General features: G+C 37.5%; 22 protein-coding genes. 6 read left to right on the top strand and 16 right to left on the bottom strand.

Features of this window, described 5'->3' with window-relative positions; genetic code table 11:
* Positions 1-600, top strand: a complete 600-nt coding sequence (gene pncA / locus AAOP42_RS08335) for a bifunctional nicotinamidase/pyrazinamidase (protein ID WP_349528030.1) — start codon at positions 1-3, stop codon at positions 598-600.
* Positions 601-648: 48 nt separating this feature from the next.
* Here pncA and gap read toward each other — a convergent pair whose 3' ends face one another.
* Positions 649-1650, bottom strand: coding sequence for a type I glyceraldehyde-3-phosphate dehydrogenase (gene gap / locus AAOP42_RS08340; RefSeq protein ID WP_349528031.1), 1002 nt, complete (start codon positions 1648-1650; stop codon positions 649-651).
* 719 nt (positions 1651-2369) lie between these two features.
* On the opposite strand from gap, the gene AAOP42_RS08345 reads away from it, so the two are divergent.
* Positions 2370-4253: a tetratricopeptide repeat-containing sensor histidine kinase gene (locus AAOP42_RS08345; RefSeq protein WP_349528032.1), complete on the top strand. Its 1884-nt coding sequence runs from the start codon at positions 2370-2372 to the stop codon at positions 4251-4253.
* A gap of 59 nt (positions 4254-4312) precedes the next feature.
* Here AAOP42_RS08345 and AAOP42_RS08350 read toward each other — a convergent pair whose 3' ends face one another.
* The gene (locus AAOP42_RS08350) at positions 4313-5083 is read right to left on the bottom strand and encodes a class I SAM-dependent methyltransferase (protein ID WP_349528033.1); all 771 of its coding nucleotides are present in this window, start codon (positions 5081-5083) and stop codon (positions 4313-4315) included.
* 275 nt (positions 5084-5358) lie between these two features.
* On the opposite strand from AAOP42_RS08350, the gene AAOP42_RS08355 reads away from it, so the two are divergent.
* Both AAOP42_RS08355 and AAOP42_RS08360 read left to right on the top strand, forming a co-directional pair.
* Entirely contained in the window at positions 5359-7614 is a 2256-nt protein-coding gene (locus AAOP42_RS08355) for a sodium-translocating pyrophosphatase (RefSeq protein ID WP_349528034.1), read from the top strand.
* Between the two features lie 143 nt (positions 7615-7757).
* Positions 7758-8909: a tetratricopeptide repeat protein gene (locus tag AAOP42_RS08360; RefSeq protein ID WP_349528035.1), complete on the top strand. Its 1152-nt coding sequence runs from the start codon at positions 7758-7760 to the stop codon at positions 8907-8909.
* Between the two features lie 13 nt (positions 8910-8922).
* Here AAOP42_RS08360 and AAOP42_RS08365 read toward each other — a convergent pair whose 3' ends face one another.
* The 3 genes from AAOP42_RS08365 to tamL are packed head-to-tail and all read right to left on the bottom strand — an operon-like array spanning position 8923 to position 12866.
* Positions 8923-9492 (bottom strand): phosphatase PAP2 family protein, encoded by a 570-nt coding sequence (locus AAOP42_RS08365; protein WP_349528036.1) that lies wholly within the window; start codon positions 9490-9492, stop codon positions 8923-8925.
* Positions 9489-10385 (bottom strand): oxygen-dependent coproporphyrinogen oxidase, encoded by an 897-nt coding sequence (hemF, locus tag AAOP42_RS08370; RefSeq protein WP_349528037.1) that lies wholly within the window; start codon positions 10383-10385, stop codon positions 9489-9491. Before hemF ends, AAOP42_RS08365 begins: the two co-directional genes overlap by 4 nt.
* 21 nt (positions 10386-10406) lie before the next feature.
* Positions 10407-12866 (bottom strand): translocation and assembly module lipoprotein TamL, encoded by a 2460-nt coding sequence (gene tamL, locus AAOP42_RS08375; RefSeq protein ID WP_349528038.1) that lies wholly within the window; start codon positions 12864-12866, stop codon positions 10407-10409.
* Between the two features lie 175 nt (positions 12867-13041).
* Between tamL and AAOP42_RS08380 the strand changes: the two genes are divergently transcribed.
* Positions 13042-13788, top strand: coding sequence for a TrmH family RNA methyltransferase (locus tag AAOP42_RS08380; RefSeq protein WP_349528039.1), 747 nt, complete (start codon positions 13042-13044; stop codon positions 13786-13788).
* Here the strand turns inward: AAOP42_RS08380 and AAOP42_RS08385 are convergent.
* A complete protein-coding gene (locus AAOP42_RS08385) occupies positions 13785-14063 on the bottom strand; it encodes a hypothetical protein (RefSeq protein WP_349528040.1) in 279 nt (92 codons plus the stop codon). The genes AAOP42_RS08380 and AAOP42_RS08385 overlap by 4 nt on opposite strands.
* Positions 14064-14175: 112 nt before the next feature.
* On the opposite strand from AAOP42_RS08385, the gene AAOP42_RS08390 reads away from it, so the two are divergent.
* Positions 14176-14643 carry a nuclear transport factor 2 family protein gene (locus tag AAOP42_RS08390; RefSeq protein WP_349528041.1) on the top strand — a complete coding sequence of 156 codons (468 nt, stop codon included), beginning with the start codon at positions 14176-14178 and terminating at the stop codon, positions 14641-14643.
* Positions 14644-14700: 57 nt separating this feature from the next.
* On the opposite strand, the gene AAOP42_RS08395 is transcribed toward AAOP42_RS08390, so the two are convergent.
* The 10 genes from AAOP42_RS08395 to AAOP42_RS08440 all read right to left on the bottom strand — a co-directional run bounded on the left by AAOP42_RS08395 (position 14701) and on the right by AAOP42_RS08440 (position 26683).
* On the bottom strand, positions 14701-16260 hold the full coding sequence (locus tag AAOP42_RS08395) for an SGNH/GDSL hydrolase family protein (protein WP_349528042.1): 1560 nt from the start codon (positions 16258-16260) through the stop codon (positions 14701-14703).
* Between the two features lie 15 nt (positions 16261-16275).
* The gene (locus AAOP42_RS08400; RefSeq protein ID WP_349528043.1) at positions 16276-19113 is read right to left on the bottom strand and encodes a TonB-dependent receptor; all 2838 of its coding nucleotides are present in this window, start codon (positions 19111-19113) and stop codon (positions 16276-16278) included.
* A gap of 141 nt (positions 19114-19254) precedes the next feature.
* Positions 19255-19581, bottom strand: coding sequence for a gliding motility protein GldC (gldC, locus tag AAOP42_RS08405; RefSeq protein WP_349528044.1), 327 nt, complete (start codon positions 19579-19581; stop codon positions 19255-19257).
* Positions 19582-19713: 132 nt separating this feature from the next.
* Positions 19714-21174 (bottom strand): TolC family protein, encoded by a 1461-nt coding sequence (locus AAOP42_RS08410; protein ID WP_349528045.1) that lies wholly within the window; start codon positions 21172-21174, stop codon positions 19714-19716.
* Complete coding sequence (locus AAOP42_RS08415) at positions 21167-22510, bottom strand: ABC transporter permease (protein ID WP_349528046.1); 1344 nt, start codon at positions 22508-22510, stop codon at positions 21167-21169. Before AAOP42_RS08415 ends, AAOP42_RS08410 begins: the two co-directional genes overlap by 8 nt.
* Before the next feature lie 17 nt (positions 22511-22527).
* Positions 22528-23877, bottom strand: a complete 1350-nt coding sequence (locus AAOP42_RS08420) for an efflux RND transporter periplasmic adaptor subunit (RefSeq protein ID WP_349528047.1) — start codon at positions 23875-23877, stop codon at positions 22528-22530.
* Positions 23878-24036: 159 nt separating this feature from the next.
* Positions 24037-24966, bottom strand: a complete 930-nt coding sequence (locus tag AAOP42_RS08425) for a bifunctional riboflavin kinase/FAD synthetase (protein ID WP_349528048.1) — start codon at positions 24964-24966, stop codon at positions 24037-24039.
* A gap of 12 nt (positions 24967-24978) precedes the next feature.
* Positions 24979-25680: a tRNA pseudouridine(55) synthase TruB gene (truB, locus tag AAOP42_RS08430; RefSeq protein WP_349528049.1), complete on the bottom strand. Its 702-nt coding sequence runs from the start codon at positions 25678-25680 to the stop codon at positions 24979-24981.
* On the bottom strand, positions 25677-26471 hold the full coding sequence (locus tag AAOP42_RS08435; RefSeq protein ID WP_349528050.1) for an undecaprenyl-diphosphate phosphatase: 795 nt from the start codon (positions 26469-26471) through the stop codon (positions 25677-25679). Before AAOP42_RS08435 ends, truB begins: the two co-directional genes overlap by 4 nt.
* A complete protein-coding gene (locus AAOP42_RS08440; protein WP_349528051.1) occupies positions 26468-26683 on the bottom strand; it encodes a DUF3098 domain-containing protein in 216 nt (71 codons plus the stop codon). Before AAOP42_RS08440 ends, AAOP42_RS08435 begins: the two co-directional genes overlap by 4 nt.
* Between the last annotated feature and the right edge of the window lie 4 nt (positions 26684-26687).

Consider the following 26687-nt stretch of genomic DNA (forward strand, 5'->3'; position numbering starts at 1 on the left):
ATGAAAAACTGCTTAATAATTGTTGATGTACAAAATGATTTTTTGCCGGGAGGAGCATTGGCTGTTCCAAATGGAGATGAAGTAATACCATTCATTAATAGTATTCAGAACCAATACGACTTGGTGGTGGCTACTCAGGATTGGCATCCGGCCAATCATGGTAGTTTTGCTGCCAATCACCCGGATAGAAAACCAGGAGAAATCATCAATTTAAATGGGCTTCAGCAGATACTCTGGCCGACTCATTGTGTACAAAATTCTTTGGGGGCGAAATTTTCTGAAAAATTGAGAATGGATATAGTTCAAAAAGTGTTTGTGAAAGGAACTGATCCGGGTATTGACAGTTACAGTGGTTTTTATGATAATGGAAAATTACAATCGACAGGTTTACATAATTATTTGCAATCTCAAGATGTGGGGAGAGTGACTGTCGTTGGGCTGGCTGCCGACTATTGTGTGAAATTTACAGCTATAGATGCTACGGAATTAGGGTACAGTGTGAAAGTTCTGAAGCAAGGTACCAGAGCAGTTAACCTGAAGCCAACGGATTTCGAACAATCAATATTGGAAATGAAATCTGTAGGAATCATTGTAAAATAAAAAAGGCTGCCAATGGCAACCTTTTAATTATTTTAACAATGCTGTTGGTTAACCTTTTGAATTAATAAATTCTACCAGTTCAACAACTTTAGTAGAGTAGCCCCATTCATTGTCATACCAAGCAACAACTTTCACAAAAGTATCGCTCAATTGGATGCCGGCACCTGCATCGAAGATTGATGTTCTACTATCTCCCAAGAAATCAGTAGAAACCACATCATCTTCAGTATATCCAAGAATCCCTTTTAGCTCACCTTCAGAGGCTTTTTTCATGGCAGTCTTGATTTCCTCATAAGTTGCGGGTTTTTCAAGATTTACCGTTAAATCTACTACAGATACGTCAGCTGTAGGAACACGGAAAGACATACCTGTTAATTTTCCATTTAGTTCAGGAATTACTTTACCTACCGCCTTGGCAGCTCCTGTAGATGAAGGAATAATATTTTGGTAAGCACCACGTCCGCCTCTCCAGTCTTTTGCCGAAGGCCCATCAACAGTCTTTTGTGTTGCTGTAGCAGCATGAACTGTTGTCATCAAGCCTTCTTTGATTCCAAAGTTGTCATTCAAAACTTTGGCAATAGGAGCAAGACAATTGGTAGTACAAGAAGCATTTGATACAAATTGCATATCAGAAGTATATTTGTCCTGATTTACCCCCATTACAAACATAGGAGTATCATCTTTAGAAGGAGCAGACATAATTACTTTCTTAGCACCTGCATCGATGTGCCCCTGAGCAGATTCCTTTGTAAGAAAAAGACCTGTAGATTCCACAACATAGTCAGCACCTACATCACTCCATTTCAAATCTGCTGGGTTTCTTTCAGAAGTTACTCTGATTTCATTGCCGTTTACGACCAACTTGCCGTCTTTTACTTCAACAGTTCCGTTGAATTTTCCGTGAGTAGAATCATACTTTAGCATGTAAGCCATATATTCTACATCAACAAGGTCATTTATACCTACGACCTGGATGTTAGATTTCTCTGCTGCAACTCGGAAAACCAATCTTCCGATTCGTCCGAAACCATTAATTCCAACTCTAATCATTTCTCTTTAATTTAAATTTATTTCAAATGTTTTGTGCAAAAGTAATATTCTGCTTTGCTATTCCAAACAAAATATGCTAATCAATAGTTTCATGAGGTTGTATTATTTACAAAAGCATTTCACTTTATTTTTAATAGTATTATTTTTAATGTTATTAAAATGTATAAAATATTTGATTATTTTACTTTATAATATAAATTAGCGATAAATAACTATCTAATGGAGTTATTACCAGCTATTACTAATGTTATTTGATTACTCCATTTAGATCTTTTCAACCGGCAGGAACAGGTTATTGATGTACAGGTTAATATACTAGGGCTGGCTTTTATAGAGCTAGCTTTAGTTCCTGCTCTAGTCTAATTTCTTACAAAAAAATTCAGATAATTTATATTTGACAGGCATTCATTGCTTGATCCGAATTGATTTTGAAATCCAAAATTCGGAAAATCCAAAAACAAGGTTGTTCAATTTGAATGTATCAGAATATGTTAACTAAACTTTTCTACCTGATCATACCATTGTGCCAGTTTAGTGAACCCTACACCTTTGTCTTTTACATTTTGTGATAGATGCGGTCTAATTGCTAAGCCAGTTCATAGGCTTTCTCAAGGTGTGGATAAACTGCTACTTCGATTTCCGTACTTCTCTCTGTTGTAATTTCATTCGAAAAAAACTTATCTTCGAATGCCTATCATAACAAATGAGCAAAGATTGGAATGAAAAAAAAGTGGCTGCCATATATGCATACCCAACTAATCAGGTTTTTACTTGGAATAATCTCTTTCTTCTTACTGTCTCATCAATCTCAATCCAAAAACAGTGATCCTGTAAATCGCCAGGACAGTATCAGTGCGGGAGAGTTTCATCTTACTATGTGTTTGTTTTATTCCGATCAAAATAAATACGACAGTGCGATCGTCCATGCCGAAAATGCAATAGCTATTTTTACAGATATAAAAGACTCCTTAGGTCTCATAGATATGTACCATGAATTGTCTTTGATCAATCTGGATATTGGTATTTATGACGAGGCACTCGCTTACAATGAACGTGCTCTAAATATTTCAAAAATACTGGGTGATTCTTCCAGAATAATTCATCACTATAAGGACAATGCCATTATTTACCATGATTATAAAAAATATGACAAGGGTATCGAAGATGGTAATATTGGATATTCTCTGTCCAAAATATTTTCAAGGGTAAAGTCTTCAGAAATAGCCGACGTGTTGAACAGTATTGCGGTAAATTATCAATCCAAACAACAATTCTCAAAAGCACTAGACTTTCACTTCAAATCTCTCAATGCCTTTGGAGATATCCAAAAAAACAATATTGAGTTACTCACTTATGAGGACTCAATAAAACTCGCCAAAGTAATGAACAGTATTGGTGGTATTTATCTGGAAACAAAAGACTATCAAAAAGCAAAATCCTGGCTCACCCGTGCTCTTAGTTTGAATACCCTGCTAGCTGATGATTTTGAACTAGCAAACAATTTCAATAATCTGGGAACTACTTTTTCTATGCTCAAAAAATATGATTCGGCAAGTTACTATCTTAATAAAGCTCAGCAACATGCCATTTCCAGTGGCAGTATTGAAAACCTCATGGATGTATATGCCTCATTAAATATCTATAACCGATCACTGGGAAAATTGAATGAAGCTCTGATATTTCAGGACAAACGACTACAACTTCAGGATTCGGTCTCTCAACTCAAGCAAAACAGGGCACATGATGCATTGGAAGCTCGCTATCAAATCATTAAAAAACAACAAAAAATAGATAATCAAAATGCTGAACTCAAGGAACAGGAAGCGCAATTAAAAGTCAATATATTAATTATCATTGGATTATTCCTTACACTTATAATAGCAGCTCTTATTTTCGTGTTTTGGCAATATAACATTAGAAACAAGCAAAAAGAAACTCTGAGGGTACAGGAACAAAAATTGAAAGAACAACAAACCTCCGCAGTAATAAATTCTCTTGAGAATGAAAGAAAACGGATTGCACGAGACATTCACGATGGACTAGGCCAATCGGTTTCTGCATTGGGACTCAATATATTTAGCCTCCACAAGTCCGATAGTTCTGATGCTTCCAATCAAACAACCTTCGAAAACTCTCAGGTAATACTTAATAACATTCATGATGAAATTCGAAGCATTGCTTTTACATTGATGCCGCATAAACTTATGAAAGCCGGTTTGACAGAGGCTCTATCAGAGTTGATATTCAGAATCAATGAATCAAAAACTTTGAGTATAAAACTGAATACGTTCGACGTTCCAGAAAACTTAAATGAGACTGTAAAATTATCGCTCTTCCGGGTAATTCAGGAATTGTTGTCTAACATAGTAAAATATGCAAAAGCAACTAATGTGGAGCTTCAATTGACCGGATATTCAGATGAATTGATCATTCTGATAGAAGATGACGGTACCGGATATGATATCAATCTGTTCAAAAATAGCAAGGGAAATGGGTGGAACAATATACAATACAGACTAAACTTAATTAACGCCAAAATTGATTTTGATACCCAACCAGAGAGAAAAGGCTCTACCATTACAATTGAAGTACCCTGCCAATAAAGTATTCTGGAATAGAAGATCAATAGTTATTTCCTGTGATGAACAAAACACCTTTATTCTTATATTGCTTTTTCACAAAAATGAATGACCTCATCTTTTGGCAGAGCATATTTTGTTTGTTGTTCGATAGAAAGTTGGTTTACAAAATTATCCTCTGCTACCACAAAGCCTACTGACCTCAAACGATCAGGGTAGTCCTTACCATAAAGCCTTACATGATCATCCTGGCCATAATGCTTCTCTCTGTCTTTTGGATCTGTAATACCAGAATCCTCTAAAGTAATGTCAGGAACAGGATGAAATATTGGAATTTGAATAATAGCAAAACCACCTGGCTTAAGAACCCTAAAAATTTCCCCCATTGATTTAAAATCGTCAGCTACATGTTCCATCACATGATTACAAAATACTACATCGAAACTATTGTCTTCAAATGGCATTTCGTGTATGTCCATTTTCACCTTCGCCAGAGGAGATTCTAGGTCGGCGGTGATATAGTTCTCCTTATGGATATTCTCAAAAAGCTCTATAAAACATATTTCAGGGGCAATATGGAGCACTTTCTTTTTTGAAGTAAAAAAATCTGTTTTTTCCTTCAAAAACAACCACATTAGTCTATGGCGTTCCAAAGAAAGGCAGTTTGGACACAATGCATTCTCTCTTGCTTCTCTCCCATAAGGTAAAAACTTCCTGAAGTTACTTTCACAAACAGGGCATTGTACTTTATTTCCTACGTAAAAAATAGAAACTATTTTCAATACAACATGACTGAAAAGCTGCAAATATTTCCTGGGAACATTCTTTAAAAAGAAGCTGATAATTTGTTTCAATAGTCTTGATTTTTTGGAAAGCAAATATATGATTTTGATTTTAGATAACTCAGCGTTGAGTCTAAGACATCCAGTCCAAATAACATTGAATAATTCCAGCCAGCCTAACGGTGTGCATTTTTCAAGAGTGCACACTCATTTATTGGCCATAAAGTGGTATAAAATAACTACTTACACTTTGTATTTTATGCTGTTCATATATCTTTGCGCAAGTTTTTTAAAAGGGCTTCATGCCCTTTTTTAATTATGCAAATGACTAACTAAATCTTTAAATAATGAATAACATAATTTATGTGCCAATTGCTTTGGCTTGTGTGGGTTTAATATTTATGCTGATCAAAATGGCATGGGTAAAAAAGCAAAACCCGGGAAATGAAAAAATGCAGGAAATTTCCAAAGCAATTAAAGAAGGTGCTCTTGCCTTTCTTAATGCAGAATACCGTCTCCTTTTGATATTTGTCGTAGTTGCTTCAGCTGCTCTGTTTGGCATTTCAACCTTGGTAGATACAACTAGCTGGATGATAGTACCAGCATTTATTTTCGGTGCGGTTTTTTCTGCCCTTGCAGGAAACATAGGAATGCGGATTGCAACAGACTCGAACAATCGTACCGCAGAAGCAGCCAGAACCAGCTTACCTGAGGCTTTAAAAGTTTCATTCAGTGGAGGTACCGTTATGGGATTAGGAGTAGCAAGCCTGGCCGTTCTTGGTTTGAGTCTGTTCTTTATGTTTTTCCTAAGTCAGTTTATGGGAATGGAAGGCTCTTTCTATGAAAACATGACTGTTGTACTTGAAACTCTGGCAGGATTTTCTCTTGGTGCAGAGTCGATTGCATTGTTTGCAAGAGTAGGTGGGGGAATTTACACAAAAGCAGCTGATGTAGGAGCTGATTTGGTAGGTAAAGTGGAAGCAGGTATTCCTGAAGATGACCCAAGAAACCCCGCAACTATCGCTGATAACGTAGGTGACAATGTAGGAGATGTTGCAGGAATGGGAGCCGATTTGTTTGGCTCGTATGTAGCAACTGTACTTGCCGCTATGGTTCTGGGAAATTATTTAATAAAAGACATGTCTGCTGCTGGTCAGTTTACGGATGGATTCAATAATATGGGACCAATTTTACTTCCAATAGTTATTGCAGGTGTAGGTATTCTTGCTTCTATCATTGGAACTGTATTCGTAAAAATTTCCAGCAATGAAGCTAAGGAATCTCAGGTTCAAAAAGCACTGGATACAGGAAACTGGGTGGCTATTTTAATCACCCTAATTGCAAGCTGGTTTTTAATCGACTGGATGTTACCAGACATACTTACGATGAATTTCTTTGGAGAAGGAATGAAAGAAATACCTTCCAGACATGTATTTTATTCAGCTATGATTGGATTGGCTGTAGGAGCATTAATATCTTTTGTAACTGCCTACTACACCAGTTTGGGTAAAAAACCAGTAATGGATATTGTGCAAAACAGTTCTACCGGAGCTGCTACCAACATTATAGCAGGATTGGCAGTCGGAATGAAATCAACATTCGCTTCAGTAATCTTGTTTGCTGCTGCTATTTATGGTTCTTATGCTTTAGCAGGATTCTATGGAGTAGCCCTTGCGGCATCTGCGATGATGGCTACCACTGCAATGCAATTGGCCATTGACGCTTTCGGTCCTATTGCTGACAATGCAGGCGGTGTTGCTGAAATGAGTGAATTACCAAAAGAAGTTCGTGAGAGAACTGATATTCTTGATTCAGTGGGTAATACCACTGCTGCAGTTGGTAAAGGTTTTGCCATTGCTTCAGCAGCCTTAACAGCATTGGCACTGTTTGCAGCTTATGTCACATTTACGGGAATCGACGGCATCAATATATTTAAAGCTGACGTACTGGCTATGTTATTCGTTGGGGGAATGATTCCGGTTGTATTCTCCGCTTTGGCCATGCAGTCTGTTGGAAAAGCTGCTATGGAAATGGTGCAGGAGGTTAGAAGACAGTTTAGAGAAATTCCAGGAATCATGGAAGGAACTGGAACTCCTGAGTATGCAAAATGCGTTGATATTTCAACAAAAGCAGCACTCAAAGAAATGTTACTTCCGGGGTTAATCACCATCATTACACCTATCGTCATAGGATTGGTTTTTGGTGCTGAGCCACTTGGTGGATATATGGCCGGAGTATGTGTTTCCGGTGTGATGTGGGCCATCTTCCAAAACAACGCAGGAGGAGCGTGGGACAATGCCAAAAAGTCTTTCGAGGCTGGAGTAATGATAGACGGTGAAATGACTTACAAGGGGTCTGAGGCTCATAAGGCAGCCGTTACTGGCGACACAGTAGGTGATCCTTTCAAAGACACTTCCGGTCCATCAATGAATATATTGATCAAATTGACTTGTTTAGTAGGTTTGGTAATTGCTCCAATTTTAGGAGGAAACCATAATAGTTCTCATGAGGTTAAGGCTAAAACCGAAATAACTACAAAAGAAACCGCTCAAATCATCAAAGATTTGAAAAAAGATATTGAAGTAACAGAAAGTAAAAAATAATTTTTTTTACAACCCTGAAAAGCCTTCTCGAATTATTTTGAGGAGGCTTTTTTGTATCCTTTATCCCGTACTTTAAAATCCCACTTTAGATAATTTAATAATCTATTTTTAATTTAAAGTAGAATTGTTGAAATTGACCCGTTATGAAAAACTTTATCAAACAACATTTCACTCATTTGTTAGTATTGCTTGTACTGGCTTCTTGTTCTTCTGGCAAGAAAATGCTGGAACAGGGAGATTACTATAATGCGGTTGTTAAGTCTGTTGAAAAACTCAGAAAGAACCCGGAAAACAAAAAATCAAGGCAGACACTGAGACAAGCCTATCCATTGGCTCAGGAGTTTTATTTGTCGAACATCAGAAACCTCAAATCATCTAATCACCCATTTGTGTGGACAGAGACCGTTTACTCATACAATAAGCTAAACGCTTTATATGAAGAAATCCAACGATCTCCCGCTGCTAAACAAGTTATACCGTCTCCTGCCAACTATTATCAAAATTTAAGCGAGGCAAAAAACAAAGCTGCTGACGAACAGTATCAGGCAGGACTTTCTTCATTAAATTTAAATACCAGAGAAAGTGCAAAAAAGGCTTATTTTCATTTTCTGGATGCCGATGCATTCGTTCCAAACTATAAGGATGTTCATGCAAAGATTGACCAGGCCAAATATGCAGCGACACTGAAAGTAATAGTTGATCAAGTGGCAGTACCATCCAGAACTTACAAAGAAAGCGGAGAGCAGTTTCACAATCTGGTTGCAGACTTTCTTCGAAAATTAGAGATGAACGAATTTGTAAGGTTCTATTCCTATACCCAAGCGAGAAAGGAAGGATTAACCAACCCAGACCAAATTATAAAAATGCAATTTGATGATTTTATAGTGGGCGAAACACACACCTTGCAACAAGTGCGAGAAGTAAAAAGTGACACCATAAAAGTAGGAGAAGTAACTCTGGATGATGGCACTAAAAAAGCTGCTATGGGTGTGGTAAAAGCAGACATGAAAGTTAATCGTATGGAAATAATATCCAAGGGAGTCCTAAGCCTGGAAATAGTAAAAGGCCAGACAGACTCCAGAATACTCCTCGAAAATTTCGCTGGCGAGTTTGTCTGGTTCAACGAGTGGGGTACATACAATGGAGACAAAAGGGCGCTTAGCAAAAATGACCTTAGCATTGTGAAAAACACACAAATAGCCCCACCTCCACCGAAACAAATGTTTCTTGAGTTTACCAAACCGATTTACACGAGATTAACCAATCGTCTAAAAGAGTTTTATAGAAATTATTGAAGGTGAAGGAAAACTATGTCTTTTTATATGCTCCCCATATAAAATACTCATAAAGCCAAAAAATTCCCATGCCAAAAAAAACACCGGCAAAAGCCCCAACCAAAACATCTCCGGGATAGTGTACTCCTACGTAAATTCGGCTGTAGGAAACAATTCCAGCCCAAACAAACATCAAAACAAATGCTTTATATTCCTTTCTAAAGAAAAGCCATAGAAAAGTACCAATGGCAAAAGTATTGGCCGCATGTGAGGAAGCAAAACCAAACTGGCCTCCACATTTTCCTATATTGTAAACCAAATCGGATAAAAGGGGATTATGACATGGCCTCAACCTTTCAAAAAATGGTTTCATCAAACCTGAAGTAAACTGATCAGCCACAGTGATCAACAGTCCTATGGCTATAAAAACCCAGATGCTTTTCCATTTTGTTTTATAAATAATCAAACCAACGAATAAAATATATAGGGGAATCCATGATTTTTTATCAGTAATCCAAAGCATTACAGCGTCCATTCCCTGAACATGCATTCCATTGAGTACCAGAAACAATTCTTTGTCAATCTGATCAAACCATTCGATCATTCTCTTGTCCAGTTTATTCCCTTTTTGAGCAAGCTTAGCGTTTCAGCTTCATTCGAGCCTTCAGTCGGTTGGTAATCATATACCCAGTTGGCCTGTGGTGGCAGGCTCATAAGTATCGACTCGGTTCTCCCGTCTGTATCCAATCCAAATTTTGTGCCTTTATCAAGTACCAGATTGAACTCTACGTATCGTCCTCTTCTTAAAAACTGCCACTTTTTCTCATTCTCACCAAAAGGAAGGTTTTTATTTTTGGTCATGAGATGAGTATAAATTGGTGCAAAAACCTGTCCCACTTCCTGTACAAATGCCCAGCGATCTTCCATGAAAATGTCACCCTTAGCAGACAACCTGTCAAAAAATATTCCACCTATTCCACGTGTTTCATTTCTATGTTTTACATAAAAATAATCATCCGCCCAGTTTTTAAATTCTTTATAATAATCCGGATGATGACGATCACAAACCGCTTTCATTGTTTTATGGAAATACCGGGCATCCTCTTTATCTACATAATGGGGTGTAAGGTCGATTCCCCCACCAAACCAACTGATTCCATTACTCATTTCGAAATAACGAACATTCATGTGAATAATAGGCACCATCGGACTAGACGGATGCATCACGATCGACACTCCGGTAGCAAAAAAATCTGCCTGATCTAATTTTAAAGCATCCAGTATTTTCTGAGGCGTAGCTCCATATACGGCAGAAAAATTCACTCCTCCTTTTTCTATCACACTTCCATTCTCAATCACTCTGGTTCTACCCCCTCCACCATTCAGTCTGTCCCAGTTGTCTTCTTTGAACTTTCCACTCCCGTCTGCTGATTCTATTTGACCACAAATGTCATCCTGCAATTCCTTGAACCAATCTCTTATTTCTTCTTTATTCATTTTTTCTTCTCTTCTTATTTCTCAGAAAGGATAACCAATTCCTATATTGAACACCAGCCTTTCGTAATTTTTATATGACGGGTCTTTAAATCCTGCATCTCCAATAAATTTAGCTCCCGGAGGACCTGAAGGATCATAAATTTTCATCCCAACATCAAATCTCATCAACAAGAAATTGAAATCGAACCTCAATCCATAACCTGAACCAACAGCTATTTCTTTATAAAATCTATCGAACTCAAAATGAGCACCGGGACGAGATCCGTCTTCCCGTACCGTCCAGATGTTACCAGCATCAACAAAAATTGCTCCATATACAAATCCAAAAATCTTATGCCTGTACTCTATACTGGATTCAAAAAGAATCTCTCCCTGTTGCTCAAAATTATTGGAATAATTGCCGAGAGTATCGGCAGGATAGTACGATCCCGGCCCTAATCGCCTCGGTTCCCACGCCCGCACACTATTACTGCCTCCTGCGAAAAAGAATTTCTCATAAGGAAGCGTTTTGTTCTCTCCATAGGGCAAAGCATACCCTACATGAAATCGGTACGCAAAAGATTCTTTAGAATTGATAGGAACGGTCGAACGGTAATCAGTTCGGATTTTTGCAAATTGAAATTGCTCTACTCCTTCTTCCAAATATTGTTCTCCCAACAATTTAAAGAGGTTTCCTCCTACTTCTAAAGAGTATCTCAGGTAAGAAGACTTTTGCTTTTTATTGCCATAATCGTTGTAATTATTGATCACTGCAAACTTGGTACTGCTTACAAATGAATTGCTAAATGAATTGATCAGGTTGTTACCCTGAGCCTTATATTCCTCCAATGTTTTTCTAAAGCTTTCGCTTGTAATATCAGATATGATATAGCTTACATCTGCGATAGTCAGGTTATAAATTCTATCTTGCCTGTTTTGCCAGTTGTAGCTCATTGAGGAGCTGATATTCGAACGAAGATATTCAGGCCTGTCCGTATAGGTAAGTCCTGATATGATTTTGGTTTGTGGATTATATCTACCTATACGGGATTTAAACTTTTCTCCAAAAGGGAATAAAAACTGAGGGAAAGTAAATGTCAAATTGACTCCATACTCCAAACTGGAATAACCATTCCCACTCTTCGATGCTCCTCCCAACCCTTCAAAACCTACCCTTCCGTTGAGTTCCATAACCTCTAACCCTTTAAAAGTATTTCTGTTTTTTAGATTAAAATTCACAAATGGGCCCGGCAGTCCCTGACTCACATTGATGCCTCCTTCTGTAGAAGTCTGATATTTTTGAAGTGGACTGGTAAATATGTTGGCTATAAATTTCCCTCCTGTAGTATCATAATTCACATTTATAAATTTAAAGATGTCCAGATTTGAAAACTGACGTTGTGTTTCGAGCGTATTTGCTTTACTATAGATACTATCAGGATAAATAAATACCCTCCAATCCATTAGCCTTTTCGCATATCTTTTTTTATAAAACTGATAACTAACGGTATTGTAAGTAGCTTGTTGACGAGTTGATCTGACGCCTTTGATATCTGCATCTGTGGTGAAAATTACGGAATCGAGTTTATATACCTTATAACCTTCTTTTTTGGGCGGATTTTTTATCAAAATACCAATAGTCACTTTGTTATTCCCCAGGTATGCAGTATCTACCTGAAAGTTCAAAAACTGTCTGTTAAAGTCATAATATCCATTGTTCAGCATCAAATCAGTAATTCTTTCTCTCTCCTTCACTATATTTTCCTGATTGTACACATGCCCCTTTTGGACATGAGCACTAGTATTGGTACTGATCAGCAGGTTCTTTACTTTAGAGTCTGAAATGCCATAATAGATCGAATCAATTAAATAATATTTTCTCCTATTCACCTCATATATGACTTTTACCATCTTCTCTCCTATAGGCTCGGTAGAATAGGAAACCTCAGCATTAAAATACCCCCTCGAATCAAAATATGACTTTAACTTTTCCACAGTAACCCGCTCCAGCGTAGTATCGTACACCGCCAGTGGTTCTCCTATACGCATCCCCAGATTTCCTTCCTTTATGTTTTTATCCTGCTTGTCTATTTTCCGAACTAACTTCGCCTGTAGTTTCTTCTCTTTTTTGGAGTTGTCGTTTGCTTTTTCTATTTTCCTTTCATACTTTTTTCTCAGCTTTTCTTTTTTAGCTTCATATTTCTCAGGATCAAACTTCCTCAATCCATCCTGATACAAATAAATATAGGGTGCAACAGGTAATAATGGCAATCGCTTGTTTGGCTTGTTTTCATATAAAGACTCAATGTCTTCCATTTTAAAGCCTTTGGCACCTTTGATGGATTGACTATGAAGAATTTTTTCATTGGTTTTTAAAAACTTCACACCCATACAACTACTCAAAAGTGAGACAAACAAGATGTAAATCAGAAAATAATAGAGGCGATCAGCCTTTGGAATGATAACTGTATTTTTAAAGAATGAAAAGATATATTTAAGCATTAATATACTATGTTTGAACCATCCATCTTAATCACAGTTATTTTCAAACTATAAACGAAAATCAAGTCAATTGTTGTCATTTGTAAAAATGTAATTTACCATTGGCCAGACTAGACTACATGACAATAGCATTTACAACATTCTCTTTATATTGTAACACCAAATAAACCCTTCGATGATCACAAATAAAGATGCAAAATTCATTAAATCCCTACAATTAAAAAAATACAGAATAAGGGAAAAAGCATTTGTGGTAGAAGGTGAAAAAAATGTGCAGGAATTATTAAATTCTAAGCTAAAAATCAACAACTTATTAATCACAGAAGATTTTCTGAGTAGAAATCAGGAACTTATAAACAAATGTCAAAGACCATTTGAATTAGTCACTGAAAAAGATTTAGTGAAAACAGGTTCATTTCAAAGCAACGCTTTTGCATTGGCCGTAGTAAGTACTCCTATACTACCTGCTCTACATTTGAATTACGGACATTTTCTTGCTTTCGATAATATTCAGAATCCGGGCAACCTCGGTACAATTATCCGCATAGCGGACTGGTATGGTTTCTCTTCTATTCTGTGCTCAAAAGATTCTGTAGATGCCTACAACCCAAAGGTGATTTCAGCTTCCATGGGTTCTTTTACAAGAATAAATGTGTATTATGAAAATCTGCACGAAATCATTCAAAAAACAAAATTACCTGTTTATGGTGCCACTTTATCGGGCAACAATGTCCACGACATCACTTTTGGTGGTGATGGGATATTTTTATTCGGTAATGAGTCTCAGGGAATAAGTCCAAAACTCCTTTCATTAATAACCAATCAGATTAAAATTCCTGGCTATGGACAAGCCGAGTCACTCAATGTGGCTATAGCCACTGCAGTAGTTTGCGACAATTTCAGACGAGGCATTCCGAGTTAGAAAATAAGCTTTACACAAAAAACAGCTACCGTCATTCCAATAATGGATATCAGAGCTAATAACTTTAATAGTCTAATACGGTACTCTCTGATCATCTTTTTTCTCAAAGCACTTATTAACTCTTTAGGGCTCGGTTTTTCATTGAGATAAAATTTTGAACTTTTAACGTTATCTAATTCTCTATAGAGCTCCTTCAGCGATTTTTTCTTACCGAGCAATGCCTTATTGTCCTTAAGGCTTTTGTTCATCATGCCAAGAGCTCCAAATCCTCCCATAGTTAATTTTATCCGTTTTTGTTAATGCATGATTGTCTTTGATTCTGACAATCGAATCTACGATAGATTGCTTAAATTTATATAAACATAATTTCAAACAAATCCCACTACCATGGAAGAAAACGTCAAACTGATCAGGAAGTTCTATGATGCTTTTTCGAAAGGAGATACAGACACCATGCTTTCTTGCTATCACATGAATGTAAAATTTAAAGACCCTGCCTTCGGAAAACTCAGCTCAGAAGACACACGATATATGTGGCAAATGCTGTTATCAAAAGGAGGTAATTTGGAAATATCCTATAATGGAGAATGGGCTGATGAAAAAAATGGCGGAGTAAATTGGGAAGCCAAATATGAGTTTGGATCAAAAAAAAGGAAAGTTCATAATAAAATCCGGGCAAGGTTTCACTTTGATCAGGGTAAAATCGTAGAACATACGGATGTTTTTGATTTTTGGAAGTGGTCGAGTATGGCTCTTGGACTGCCTGGCCTATTGTTGGGTTGGTCTCCCATTATCAGAAATAAAGTGAGGAAAACAATTAAAAAAAGATTGCAAGACTATAAAGCCAAAGCCTGAATATGAAAAAAGCCATTACAAATTATTTGCAACGGCTTTTTTTACATCAAAAAATATCTATTTCAAACTCACACCAGGTAAATTCAATACATCAACTTTGTGTAATGTTGATCCATACTTGGTATTGATCGCATCAATAAAAGCATTAGCAATAATTGCCTGACCTCTTGGATTTGGATGTAAACCATCTGTAGAATAAAAGCCATTAGGTGAAAAATCAGGTTTCAACATTTGTCCATCTACTTCAATGCCACCACCAATAGCGGCACTAATCATGAGGGTATAAGCATCTACAAATGCCAGATTACTGGTAGTCGCCTGAGCAGAAATTACTGTATTGAAATCTGCCAGTCTTGAAGCATGTCTTGCTAATTCATCAACCGTTAATGTATAATTATCTGGCAATGGCCAGGTAACACCATAAACATCTATGGCTGTCCTGCCTTCAGGGACTGTATTGAGAACGGTTGCGGCTGTTAATAATACCAACTCATTCGCTTTAATAGGTCTCATTTGTCCTCTACCTTCGAGAGAAGGATCATACTGAGAGATATCGTGAAGCTGATCATCCTCTATCAGAATAGGGTTGGCACCTGCAACAAGACTAACTTTTCTTGCATCAGCATCCGCTTGGCTAATAAACCCAAAAAAGGCCAGTTGATCCAAGCCGTCGTTGTAATCATTAAACCCGTCATCTCCATTTGGCCCTGCCATCAGATAAGCTGCAGTAGCAGCATCCAGTGGAATGGCATTGTATGGAACTGCTCTAAAAAATGGAGTAAAGGTTGCATCAGTTAAATTGGCTATAACCCCACCTTTTTGACCTCCAGCAGTCATATTACCCGCTACAGCAGCAAGAGCTCCTGTAAAGTTGGTAACATCAGTAAGCGAAGATGGATTTTGAATTGCAGCTGGATTTTCTTCTACATCTTCTGAAGTACCACCACTCGACAAGTAGCCTAACAAATCGTTTTGGCCTATCCAAATGCTAACAAACGAACCGTTAGCCGTAGCAGCATCTCCTAAGACAGTAGAAGTTTCAGGATCAGAAGCAAACCTCACATAATATGGATTTCCTTCTGGTATTCCATCTCCATTTTTATCAGGAGTACCATAGGCAGCAGCTACCAAATCAACCACCCTGGCAGCAGGTACGCCAAAATTATTCAAACTTCCAGAGTATGGAGTTAATATTGATGCAATGTCTCCAGGACCAATTGGAACTGGACCAGGAATACTTGTATCTAAGACAAACCTTCCCAAAATGACTCCTTTGGAAGGATCTGATGCAGCACTGTTATAGCCATCTGCTGAATTAATATCGGGTTGATTAAAACTCCCTCCACCGGCGAGCAACATTTGTTTTGAAATTAAATTAGGGTAAGCATTTGCTTGCCCTGCATTGTACAAAGCTGCATCCATCAAACCAGCAGTAATCGAATTACCAACAGCGACATATTTTGAAAAGTCCGCAGTACCCGAACTCACTTGGGCACTTTCTCCCGGGTCATTTTTCAACAATAATTCTGTCTTTAATTCATCTTCCGAATCGATACATCCATTGAGAACAACAAGGAATGTAAAGAGTATTGATATATATTTTGTTTTTTTCATCATCTTCATGGTTTTGTATTAGTTGAGGAATTCATCGAATGTGATCGATATGTAATAAAGTGATCCAAGACTAGGATTACCAAATGAAGTAGTATATCGTTTGTTGAAGATGTTGGATCCTCCAATTTTCACCATGGACTTCATGCTTGACAATTTGTAACTAATTTGTGCATCAACTGTAGTGAATGAAGGCACAACATTACCAGCAATCTGGCTAAATGCCGATTCCCATTTGTATGCATCCTGCCATTTCAAAGCAGCACTAAATCCAAGGTTCTTTATAACGTTTCGGTTGCTAATATTGAGGTTTGTTTTGTACTCCGGAGTGTTATATGCAGCTCTAAAGCCCTGGTCAACCAATTCCTTTTCACTTAGCAGCTTATTGAAAGAGATATTTCCACCCAAATGCCATCCCTGACCCAACGAATAATCTCCACCTACAGCCCATCCGTGAGAAGTAACATTTCCGGTTGCGTTGACATCAAATCCGTATTCCTGAGTCAGTCCTCCAGGCGTAATGAAAGCCATCTTGTCTCCGGGTCCGGCATCAGGAATAGAGCCGGAAGGAGTGGACTGTACCAAAAGAATCTCAGCAATAAAATCTGTATATGAACTGTAGTAGTAATAAGAATCTATAAATAGTCTGTCAAACAACTGTCCTTTATAGCCCACTTCCCATGTACTGATTTTTTCTGTTTTAAACTCTTCAAAATCATAAGGCTTGAGATTATCTACATTGTTAGCAGCAATGGCAGCATCCACATCCTGGCGTAGATAAACCGGATTAGACTCCATATGGTACTTGTTAATCCCTATTTGATTGCTTCCTACCAGTCTTCTCACAACCACATCTAAGTCAATAAATTGATCCTGAGCTGTAGGGTTTCTAAATCCTCTTTGAAAAGAAGCTCTAAAGTTATGGTTTAAGGTAGGAGAAAAAACCGCTGACAATCTCGGGGAAAACTGACCTGCAAAATTTTCATTTTTATCGTACCTCAAAGAAGCTGTCACCTTCAATTTGTCATCTGCCAGGGCTTTAGATGCCTGAGCATAGGCTCCATATTCAGCCCATCCAACTTCGTCTCCATTTTCATCCAGCAAAAACAGCGTTTTTTCAGAATTCAAACTATATCGTCTATAGTTTGCTCCTACAATCAGGTCAAATGCTTCAATTTGTTTTGAAAAATTGTACATCCCTTCAAAGTGCATCATACTAGACTTATCTAAGAACTTAGCTCCTGCAGAAAGACCATCAATTGCTTCGCTTCTAATATCAGATACAAGATTGTTAAAAGCAGTTGTACCCGGAAGTGACTGTTGAGAATTAGCATAAGCACGTGCCGCAGCATGAGCTTGTTCCGCCGTAGCAGGATTGGAGCTTGTTCTGGCTCCTACAAAAGCCCCTAAATAGTTGCTGTAATAACCATCACGGAGGTTTAGTATAGTAGCCAGGGTATTGGCGGCATAACTATCCCCGGCATCTTCCTGAGTTTTATACCCTCTCACATAAAAATTGGATCCTTTTACTTCTGCTTTGGCTGTCCAAATTTTAAACCCGTCCAGTACAAATCTGTCGTTTGCCGTATATACCGTACTTCCTGAGCCCCAGTTTCCCTGCACAAAAGCTTCTATTTCATCATTGATTCTATAATGAAGTGCTGCATTGAACTTGAGACTTTCAGTTGTATTATCGACAAAACTTGCTTCAGTAAAACCTCTGGGTGTAAATACATCATTTGGGATCAATGTTCTCACAGCAGACAACTGACTTGCTGTAGCTATATCTGAAGCTGATGCACCAGGAGCAGATCCGGCCGCAATTGCTCTATCGGCAACCTGTGTACCCAAGTTAAAACCGGCGTTTCCATATACATTTACTCCATCGTAAGCCATATTAGCAGCACGGTTTGTAGCATAATCATTTTCTTGTCTTTCAAGCGCAGGATTGCTTCTGTCCCTATAATCTACTCCCATATAATCCTGGGCGTTTAAGAATGAAGCATTTACTTTAAATGCAAATTTGTTATTGAACGCTTTGGCATATCTTATTGAAAAGTCCTTGTAAAGAGAGGCATCATGATCTCTACCATCAGCATGGGTTACACCCAGTTTGGCTGAGGCACTTAGTCCCTGATACTCAAAAGGACTCTTGCTGTTCATCAGCAATATGCCATTAAGTGCGTTTGGTCCATATAGGGCAGAGGCTGCTCCAGGCAACAATTCCACACTCTCTAAGTCCAAATCTGATATACCTACAATATTACCCACAGAAAAATTAAGCCCGGGAGCCTGATTGTCTATACCATCAATTAGCTGTACCATTCTGGTATTGCCATTGGCACTAAATCCACGGGTGTTTACCGACTTAAAAGTAAGACTTTGAGCACTCATATCTACTCCTTTGAAATTTGCCAAAGCATCGTAAAAAGTTGCGGTTGGTGCATCCCGAATCGCCAGAATATCCATTTTTTCGATGGAAACTGGTGATTGCATGATGGATTCTTCTACTCTGGATGCGGAGACTACCACTTCCTGACCAAGTATGGCATTCTCTTCCAAAGTCACTTCTAGTCCATTTACCTGCGAGTCGTTAATCTCTATTTCCTGACTGGCATAACCAACCATCGAAAAAATCAAGGTGAGAGGAGGAGCGGATTCTACATTGAGGGAAAACGTACCATCCGTTCCGGAAATTGTCCCTAATACTTTTCCCTTAACCAGAATGTTGACCCCTAGTAAGGATTCCTGGGTGTTGCTGTCCTTGACACTTCCTGAGATGCTCGTTTGTGACATTGCCTGGGTGCAAGCAAAAAACAACAAGCATAACATGAGCGTCTTAGTAAATAACTTACTCATATTTTTTTTCATTTTTTAAGTAATTTGTTTTAATTGAAAATATTTCAAGAAGAAATACTTAAGGATAATATTACTTAAAAAATCACAAAATAAGAGGGTATTTTTACAATATGTTCAAAAAAATCTAATTCTTTATTAAGGTTATTGAAATTTTAAATATTCGACCAATTTTTCACAAAGGTTTTTAATTTCCTCAGCCATAAACTCGTCTCCTGTAGAGTTCAGAATAGTATTTGAAGCTGCTCCAAGCATATTGATATAGAACCTTTTCATTTCATCGGTATTCATATCCTTGGTCCATAAATCCAGTGACAAAGAATCTTGCTGTTCAGAATCCCATATAGAAATGGAAACGGCTTTAGATTCCATCCATTTTTGATTTGGATGATCATCTGCCTGCCATCTGATTTTTTCGGGGATATTACCTTCATCAAGGCTTACTTCTACATTGATATTGGATTTCTTCATTTATTTTGTCTTTAGGGTTCAAAATAACAGCCTTTCTTTAGAAGGATGAAATTTAATCCGCAAAGTTAGGAGTTTATCATTATATGAAAAACAATATTATCATTGATGAATGATGCTCCTTACTAAATAAAATCAGTCTTCTATCTGATATAAAAGTTCATCATTTAAAAAGTCGTAGAGTGTGAGCCTTCTTAGTTCAAAATATGCAGTCCAGAAAGCCCTTAGTGCTGACAAATAACTTCTTTTCTTTTCATCTTTTTCCTTAAGTGCAATGTTGAGATTGGTAATGTCATTTTTACCAATTAAATACCTGTTTTGGGTTACATCATATCTTTCTTGCGCTACTTCATCGGATTTCTTAGCAATCTCTACTTGTGCTCTCAATACTTCAAATTGGCTCACATTAGTAATGATTTCCTGTTCGAAATTTTGAAGGCCTTGGGCTAATGTATATTCACTGAGTTGCTGCTGTGCTAGCGCAATTTGTACCCTCGACTTGCTTCTGCCCCAATCCAATATAGGAAAAGAAAGAGATACATTCACTCGCTGTTGATCATTGGGATCAGAGTAAGAATCGCTAAAAGTAGTACCCGCCTTATTCAAACCAAAGGAGGCATTTAAATTTGTTTGAAATCGTTGAGATCTGGCTCTGTCCACTTCTCTTTTTGCTTCCAACTTACTTCTTTCAAAAGCAATATAATCCGCTCTGTTTTGTTTTGCATAGAGTATGGCCTGTTCAAGAGGAATGTCAAATTCAGGAAGCTCCTGTGGCGACAATAGCTCTAACTCACTATTAGCCCCTCCCTGCAATCCAATATAGCTCGCCAGTCTCAATTTGGTAGTTTTCATATCCAAGCTGGCTTGAGTTACCCCTTGACGTGATGTCAGCAGTTGAAGCTCTACTTGTAGCAATTCATCTCTGGACGAAGTACCAATGTTGTACCGTCCCTGTTGTATGTTGTAAATCGTGTCATTGTTGGCCAAGTTGTACTTTGCAATTTGTAAATCTATCTGAGCGGTCAGGTAATCAAAATACAGCTCTGTTGCTCTTTGAGAAATGGCTTCCATTTCTTCTACATACGATCTTCTGGATTCTTCATACCTCAGAGGTTCAGTCTGTTTATCCCACTTCAATTCGTTAAATCCGAATATGGGTTGAAACAATTGAATATTGAACAATGTATTGTTGTATCCTTTGGTGTTGTATGTTATATTTTTAATTTGGTTTATTCTACTATTGATACTAACCGTTCCGCCAGTTGCAGCTATAGGTTGCTCAAGCCACAAACCTAACGATGAAGATAATTGCTCCCTGGGTTGATATACATATTCTCCATTGTCCAATAGATTTTGATTAAAATCTCTATTGTATCCTGGAAGATCACCTGAAAAATATAAACCGGGATTATAATTCGATTTAAATTGTCGGAATGCCCAATATTGAGTTTCTTTCCGGGTTTCCTCTATTTTAGCTGAAGGAGAGTGGGCTTTGGCCATTTCTATCACGTCATTGAGCGATAATTTCAGGCTCTGCGCACTTACATTAAGTACTACAAACATAAGTACACATGCAATTTTTAAATGCTTATTCATATCGTAAAGATTGGATTGGGTCTTGCATTGCAGCTTTTCTGGCGGGAGCGATTCCGAAAATCAAACCAACCGATGCTGCTACACCAAATGATAATATGATTGAACTAATTGTAATTACAGTAGGAATTCCAGCCAGAGTACTTACCAACAAGGCAAATGTGACACCTAAAATGACTCCTATAATACCTCCGGTAATACTAATCATCATGGCCTCAAACAAAAACTGATTAACAATATCCTGTTTCTTAGCTCCCATAGACATCCGCAATCCAATTTCCTTTATTCGTTCCAACACGGAAGCCAGCATAATATTCATAATACCTATACCTCCCACAAGTAAGCTGATGCCAGCAATGGCTCCCAGTACATAATTAAAAATATCATTGGTTCTTTGTTGCTGTTTGAGTAGAAGTTCCGGTATTTCTATTTCATAGTCTATAGTCTCATTATGTCTGCGAGTAAGTAGTCTATTAATTACTTCAGCAATCGGATTTAAAAGCTCCGTTTCACCCACTTGAACAACCATTTTGTCTAATTGATGATAGTTCTTACTTAATTCTACTTCTTCTTCTTCTTCACCACCACCAATGATAATGAAGCTACCACCACTTGCCTTATTTGCCTCCATCAACATTTCCTCTGTGATCACGGCTCTATTTTTGAATCGAATAAGTACGGTTTTTATAGGAACATATACATCCATGTTAAAATCCCTTATACCAAGATTTTCGATACTATTGGATGAGATCAATCTTCCTTCAAGGATACCAATTACTTTTAACCAAATATTCCCACATTTAATATATTTTCCTAGTGGGTCTTCAAACGGGAAAAATTTTGATTTAATAGACTTTCCAATAATGCATACCGGACTTCCATGTTCAAGATGATATTCTGAAAAGTTCCTGCCTCGTTCCAGATCAAAATTAAATATGTCAAAATAGCTTGGTTCAATTCCGACCAATTTTGCTGTCCTCCTAATACCATTATTAATAAGATAAGTATCAAGAATAATTTCGGGACTTACCTTTTTAATTCCAGGAATAGCTGTCTTCAATGCTTTTAAATCCAAAACATTCAGGCCTGCCGAAAATTGTTTTTTTTCTTTTTCTCCTTCTTCATTGGCAATGACCTCTTCGGTCTGTTCAACTACTGGCCGAATGACAATATTATTGACGCCAACAAGTTTCATTTGGTCAAGGACTTCCTGCTGCGCACCACTCCCTATGGCCAACATAGCAATAACAGCAGCCACTCCAAATATTATACCTAATCCTGTTAGAATTGAGCGCATTCTATTTGCTAATACAGCTTCTAAAGCTATATATAGGTTCATTAATAACTTGTTAGAAATCATGCGCTCGGCTTAGGCTTTCTTGGGAATTGCTTCTGGGATTCGTTGTCTTTGAGTCCCTTTTCTAACTTATCGACATTATTTCTTTTCCCATCTAACTCTGGCAAAAGAAGAATTTCTTCTTCCTCAGATATATTTGGCATGGACATATAAACCTTATCATTTTCTCCGATTCCTAAGAGGACTTGAGCATGGGTTGCGTTTGTTTCACCTATTTGAACTTCTTGCTTGCGGTAACTGCCCATATCTCTAATGAAAACAAATGATATAGAATCTTGATAATTTTGTAAACACTCTAATGGTATTGAAAGTGTTTCATCAATTTTAGCTGTATATATTTTATTGCTTGTAGTCATTCCAGGCTTAACCATTTGATCAACTTTATCTATTTCAATCATTACCTCAAAAACTTTACTATCAGAATTTGGTCTTTTCTGACCAGCATTTGCTACTCTGGTTATTTTACCTGTAAGTTTTTTATCAGGAAAGGCGTCCAAACCAATATCTACTACTTGTCCTTTCTTTATTCGCCGTATATCTACTTCGTTTACATAGGTCTTGGAATTCATTGTGGTCAAATCTGGTAAGGTAGCCACCACAGGATTATAAGTACTGATTTGACTTCCAGTTTTTATTGGCTTTCCATCCCAACTCTTCGCATATATAACCATCCCATCTTCTGGAGCAAGAACTCTAAAATTGCCTCTAATTTTCATTAGCTCATCCAGTTCTCTTTGAACTTTATCCCTAGCTGCTCTTGCTTGCACCATTTTAGCCACATTCTGCTGTTTCTTAATTTGGTAGTTTTCTGTTTTTTGATCGTAAGCTCTCTTTGATTTTTCAACGGCTATTTCATTTTTTTTTATTATCGCAGGGGGTTCATATTGAGATTGGTCAAGAACAAGTTGTTTCTCTTCAACATCATACTTAAGGTTTACCAATTCATCCCTCTTTTCTCGCATTTCTAAAGTAGTATCTAATTTCACAGTAATATATTGCGACTCAGCAGTCTCCAGCTCAATTTGTTTATCTTTGATTTTCCCCGATAATTCCGATTGGTCTAGACTAGCTACAAAATCCCCCTTCTTAACTACAGTTCCCTCAGGGATTATGTTTTCAACCTTGATACCATATATTCTAAATTGTCTTACCTCATTCCCAGGTCCCATTATTTTTACAGAATTTCTAGATTCCAGTTCGCCAGTCACATTTATATCAACTATAAACTCGCCTTTAGAAACATCCACAATAATAGATGCTGATTCATCAGAGCCTGATCCATAAGTAAAGAAAATAATAACTAGCACCAGTGCTACACCAATTATTACGTAAGTAGTTTTTTTGTTCATAGGTCGAGGATTTACAACTATTAGTTTAGTTTATGAAAATAGCAACGTTAATAATTAAGCAATTGTTGTGCTAAATCTTGTTCTATATGAAAAAAGTTTATTAATAGTTAATAATAGCAATGACCCTGAACAGGTATTGGTTGCTTTCTATCTACTAAATCAGACTCCAAGGAGGGTTTTGGTAGTAATTTTGTCATGAATCAATTGATTTTTCAACTCAGAAATATTCTCGAATTTTTTTTCTTCTCTAATCCAATTGATAAAAGATACAGAAATATATTTATTATATAAATCGCCTGAAAAATCGAATATATTCACTTCCATCTTTTGAGAATTACCATCAACGGTTGGTCGGAATCCTATGTTCATCATCCCGTCATACATTTGATCAGCCACCATTACTTTTACAGCATAAACACCATTGCCAGGGATCAATTTATATTCTTCTGCCACTTCAATATTAGCCGTAGGAAATCCGATTTGAGCACCAAGGTGGTCTCCATGGACTACAACGCCCGTAAGCTCGTAAGGACGTCCCAAATATTCATTTGCCACTTCTACCTGGCCTTCGATCAAGGCATTCCGAATCTTCGTAGAACTTACCCCGATATGATCCACATCCTGTCTTGGAATTTCCTGAACTTCAAAGCCGAACTTCTCTGTGTTTGACTTTAAGTAATCGAAACTCCCTTCCCTGTTTTTACCAAAATGATGGTCATATCCAATCACTAACTTTTGAGTCCCAATTTTATCGATTAGGATTTGCCTGATAAACTGCTCTGAGCTTAGCTTGGAAAATTCTTTTGTGAAAGCCAGTTTTATCAAATAATCTATGTTGGATTCTTCAATCAATTTTGATTTTTCTTCGAACGTAGATAGAAGCTTCAACCCTTTTTCGTTCGGGTTGATAATGAACCTTGGATGAGGCCAAAACGTAAGAACAACACTTTTTCCTCCATATTTTTTTGCCTGCTCACTAATCCCATTTAATATCTTTTGATGACCAATATGAACTCCATCGAAAGTCCCACTGGTCACGATGGCATTGGGAATTTTATCAGTTAGCTTATCTCCTTCTAATACAATCATTGCTCAATGCATTCAAGATAATTCACTATTTTTCTCCGCTCTAATTTTCTCCGCTTGGGCAATCAACTGCTGCATGTCATACGCATCATTCACCCTAAAATCACCAATAGCTGTCCTCCTTAGGTATTTTAAGTAAGCTCCACAACCTAGCTCCTTTCCGAAATCATGAGCAATACTTCTGATGTAAGTACCCTTTGAGCATACTATTCTAAAATGAACTTCAGGTAAATCAATTTTAGTGAGTTCAAATTCATCAATCTGAACGGGTCTTGATTTCATAACCAGTTCCTCATTTTTCCTGGCACTTTTGTACGCTCTCTTTCCATCCACCTTAATAGCTGAGAAGACCGGAGGAATTTGATCAAAGCTACCAGTTTGCAATTTTGCAGCTTGTAACAAAGCACTTTCTGAAATATTGGTGTAATCTGCCTCCGAATCAAATTCTGTTTCCAAGTCGTAAGAAGGTGTGGTTTTACCAACTTCAATTATGCCCTCATAGGTTTTATCCATGCCTTGAAATTCATTTATTCTCTTGGTAAACTTACCCGTACATACGATCAACAACCCTGTCGCCAGGGGATCCAGTGTTCCGGCATGTCCAATTTTCTTAACCTTCAGGGCATACCTGAGTTTTTTAACTATATCAAATGAAGTCCAGGTCTGAGGTTTGTCAACAAGTAGTACCTCTCCTTTTTCAAAATCAAAATCCCTCATATCAAACAGGCTATTATTGCAACCCCTCCTATAACGAAACAGTAAATGGCGAAGTAAATCAGTTTCCCTTTTTTCACAATGGAAATCATCCATTTGCATGCCAATAACCCGGAGATAAATGCAGTCAAAAAGCCGACAGTTAATGACAATAACGATATATCTGATGCCAGCTCGGGGGTTTCTATGAGATTCTTCACTTTGAGGAGCATCGCACCAAGAATTGGAATCAAAACCATTAAAAAGGAAAATTTAGCAGCTTTTTCTTTATCAACACCCAGTAGCAGAGCTGTCGAAATTGTAGCTCCAGACCTTGATATGCCAGGCATGATCGCTATGGCCTGAGCTATTCCAATTAATACTGCCTTGGGGTAAGTTACACTGCCTTTGGTTTGTCCTCTGAAAAAAGTAAATAATAGCAACAACCCAGTGAGCAGGAGCATAGACCCGACCAGTAAAATCTGACCTCCAAAAAATGACTCTATTTTATCTTCGAATAATACACCCACTACGCCAACAGGAATCATTGAAATAATCATCTTCAATGAAAACTCCACTGAATCGTTCCATTCAAATTTAAAAATGTCTTTGATGATCTGAAAAATATCTTCTCGAAAAACAACAATTGTACTAAGTGCAGTAGCACCATGCACCACTATGGAAAACAGTAAATTGTCTTTCGATTTCACTCCCAAAAGTACCGTTCCGATTTCGAGATGTCCACTACTACTTACTGGCAGAAATTCAGTAAGACCCTGAATTATCCCCAGAATAATTGCTTCCAGAAATGTCATTTATCCTCTTTGGACTTGTGCAGAATAGCAAAAAATTGAATAATAAACCCGGCTAAAACAGTCATGGGGCCAATAGTCAGACCCAATATACCGAACCCGTAAGGTTCTGTATCCATCGACATTAGTATAAAACCCAAAATGAGTACCACTATACCTGCTACCATCAAGATATAGTTTTGTTTAGTAAAGGCAAGCTTGTTATTCTTACTCATGGCT

This window comes from Reichenbachiella sp. MALMAid0571 (assembly GCF_040151475.1).
Classification (GTDB): Bacteria; Bacteroidota; Bacteroidia; order Cytophagales; family Cyclobacteriaceae; genus CAXBNB01.

Bases quoted from the DNA above. Each gene is read 5' to 3' on its own strand.
- AAOP42_RS08425 (WP_349528048.1), bottom strand. From the start codon at position 24,966: ATGATTGTATTAGAAGGAGATAAGCTAACTGATAAAATTCCCAATGCC.
- AAOP42_RS08400 (WP_349528043.1), bottom strand. From the start codon at position 19,113: ATGAGTAAGTTATTTACTAAGACGCTCATGTTATGCTTGTTGTTTTTT.
- AAOP42_RS08380 (WP_349528039.1), top strand. From the start codon at position 13,042: ATGATCACAAATAAAGATGCAAAATTCATTAAATCCCTACAATTAAAA.
- gap (WP_349528031.1), bottom strand. From the start codon at position 1,650: ATGATTAGAGTTGGAATTAATGGTTTCGGACGAATCGGAAGATTGGTT.
- AAOP42_RS08435 (WP_349528050.1), bottom strand. From the start codon at position 26,471: ATGACATTTCTGGAAGCAATTATTCTGGGGATAATTCAGGGTCTTACT.
- AAOP42_RS08385 (WP_349528040.1), bottom strand. From the start codon at position 14,063: ATGGGAGGATTTGGAGCTCTTGGCATGATGAACAAAAGCCTTAAGGAC.
- AAOP42_RS08345 (WP_349528032.1), top strand. From the start codon at position 2,370: ATGAAAAAAAAGTGGCTGCCATATATGCATACCCAACTAATCAGGTTT.
- AAOP42_RS08395 (WP_349528042.1), bottom strand. From the start codon at position 16,260: ATGATGAAAAAAACAAAATATATATCAATACTCTTTACATTCCTTGTT.
- AAOP42_RS08365 (WP_349528036.1), bottom strand. From the start codon at position 9,492: ATGATCGAATGGTTTGATCAGATTGACAAAGAATTGTTTCTGGTACTC.
- truB (WP_349528049.1), bottom strand. From the start codon at position 25,680: ATGAGGGATTTTGATTTTGAAAAAGGAGAGGTACTACTTGTTGACAAA.
- hemF (WP_349528037.1), bottom strand. From the start codon at position 10,385: ATGAATAAAGAAGAAATAAGAGATTGGTTCAAGGAATTGCAGGATGAC.
- tamL (WP_349528038.1), bottom strand. From the start codon at position 12,866: ATGCTTAAATATATCTTTTCATTCTTTAAAAATACAGTTATCATTCCA.
- AAOP42_RS08420 (WP_349528047.1), bottom strand. From the start codon at position 23,877: ATGAACAAAAAAACTACTTACGTAATAATTGGTGTAGCACTGGTGCTA.
- AAOP42_RS08355 (WP_349528034.1), top strand. From the start codon at position 5,359: ATGAATAACATAATTTATGTGCCAATTGCTTTGGCTTGTGTGGGTTTA.
- AAOP42_RS08440 (WP_349528051.1), bottom strand. From the start codon at position 26,683: ATGAGTAAGAATAACAAGCTTGCCTTTACTAAACAAAACTATATCTTG.
- AAOP42_RS08415 (WP_349528046.1), bottom strand. From the start codon at position 22,510: ATGAACCTATATATAGCTTTAGAAGCTGTATTAGCAAATAGAATGCGC.
- AAOP42_RS08360 (WP_349528035.1), top strand. From the start codon at position 7,758: ATGAAAAACTTTATCAAACAACATTTCACTCATTTGTTAGTATTGCTT.
- AAOP42_RS08390 (WP_349528041.1), top strand. From the start codon at position 14,176: ATGGAAGAAAACGTCAAACTGATCAGGAAGTTCTATGATGCTTTTTCG.
- AAOP42_RS08410 (WP_349528045.1), bottom strand. From the start codon at position 21,174: ATGAATAAGCATTTAAAAATTGCATGTGTACTTATGTTTGTAGTACTT.
- pncA (WP_349528030.1), top strand. From the start codon at position 1: ATGAAAAACTGCTTAATAATTGTTGATGTACAAAATGATTTTTTGCCG.
- gldC (WP_349528044.1), bottom strand. From the start codon at position 19,581: ATGAAGAAATCCAATATCAATGTAGAAGTAAGCCTTGATGAAGGTAAT.